Below are 1442 nucleotides of genomic sequence, written 5' to 3' on the forward strand. Positions count from 1 at the left end.
TGATCAAGACCGGGCAAGTGCTGGCGCGGATGGATATCAACCAGCTCGCCGCGCAGAAGCGCCAGGCCGCGGCTGAGCTTCGCCGCGCCGAGATTGGAGTCGACACGGCAAACAGCGTCGTCGCCCGGCGCGGCGGATGTCTTTGATGGTCTACTCGGCCGTCGATGTCTGCGGCCCGGATTTCTGTCTCATCTTCGCTTCCTTTGATAGAGCTACGATGAGCCGAAAATCCTCTCTTCTCAACTAAACCAATTCTGTCTCATGGGCGCTGATGTCGGACAGCCGGGCATGATTTCGCGCTTTGCGGCGGCGTAGGATCCGAACTTGTCATTCCCCCTCCCAAGTACCGTTGCATTCCCCGGTCTCAACATCCCATGTGCAGCAAACCACGCCCATAGGAAAAACATCAGATCTCTTAAGAACCTGATAAACTTTCCCGTCCCGGATTGTTCCTTCAACGACTTCGTCATCACCCTTCATGCCTAGACCCGAAACGAACACATTCTTGCTGAGGATTGCATAAGTCTTTGCTTCGCTGGGATGCTTCTCTTGGACTTCTCCAACCAATTCGAAAAAGTCAGAATCTACATCTGGGCCACCGAATTGAAGCGATCCGTCTTTCGACCGAAGGTAAACAATCGGTTCTGAGCCTAACCATTTATACGGTCGCAACTCGGCATTGCTAATGGCTACAGATTTGTCGAAAAACTCAGTTACAAGTCGCCCGTCCACTATGGAGCTTACTCCATAGTGTTTGGAAAAATCGACACCAAGGACTTCTCCTTCATGATCGATGCATGAAACAAGATAGTCATTGCTAGTATTTGCGGCGATTGCCGCTTGCCGAATGCCATAAAAATAGTCTGCGGCGTATTCCGGCCCACAACAATGCTCTCTCATTTGTAGCTCCTATACCAAATAACAGATCCCGTGAAGAACCTGGCCCATGGTGCTTTTTCCGGGACCTAACAACTTACACCTGCCTCGAAATCGTCTTGCAAGACGGGGAATTTCGCGGTGGCAATTAGCAAACCGAAGCGGGTTAGGCAATTTCACGCAGCCGGAAAACAGAATTACCGTTCATCGCCAATCATGCTGTAGGATCAAGATAAGAACCGATCCAGATAGAAGAGCTGCCAAAACGATGAACTGTATTAGGTGGCGCATGGCTACCTTGCTCCAAGGCTTGAATATATCTCGTCTTTTATCACGCACGGATCTCACATCTACTTTTCCAATATTGGGTCAGATTGTTCGCTTGGCTAAGTGTGGGCGAAAACTTCCAGCATCTCGTCTTCTTCGTCGGTTGAACGCGACGTCTTATGGAAGGGCGTGTGCAAGCCAGCAAACACAGTGTGGATGTTCCCTGGCTGGGTTTGCCGGCCATGATGAATAGCGCTGAGCTCTCGATGGGTAACTTGGCGCCCCTATTAGGTTCAAGA

1 protein-coding gene and 1 pseudogene are annotated in these 1442 nt (G+C 50.8%); one reads left to right on the top strand and one right to left on the bottom strand.

All coding sequences use genetic code 11. The annotated features are described in order from the left end of the window. Nucleotides 1-131: pseudogene (locus RNA01_RS24280) on the top strand (glycoside hydrolase family 43); the annotation flags it as partial. Between the two features lie 196 nt (nucleotides 132-327). Here the strand turns inward: RNA01_RS24280 and RNA01_RS23220 are convergent. Continuing rightward, entirely contained in the window at nucleotides 328-900 is a 573-nt protein-coding gene (locus tag RNA01_RS23220; protein WP_147182442.1) for a hypothetical protein, read from the bottom strand. Nucleotides 901-1442: the final 542 nt, after the last annotated feature.

Source organism: Paenirhizobium naphthalenivorans (genome assembly GCF_007992095.1).
Lineage (GTDB): Bacteria > Pseudomonadota > Alphaproteobacteria > Rhizobiales > Rhizobiaceae > Allorhizobium > Allorhizobium naphthalenivorans.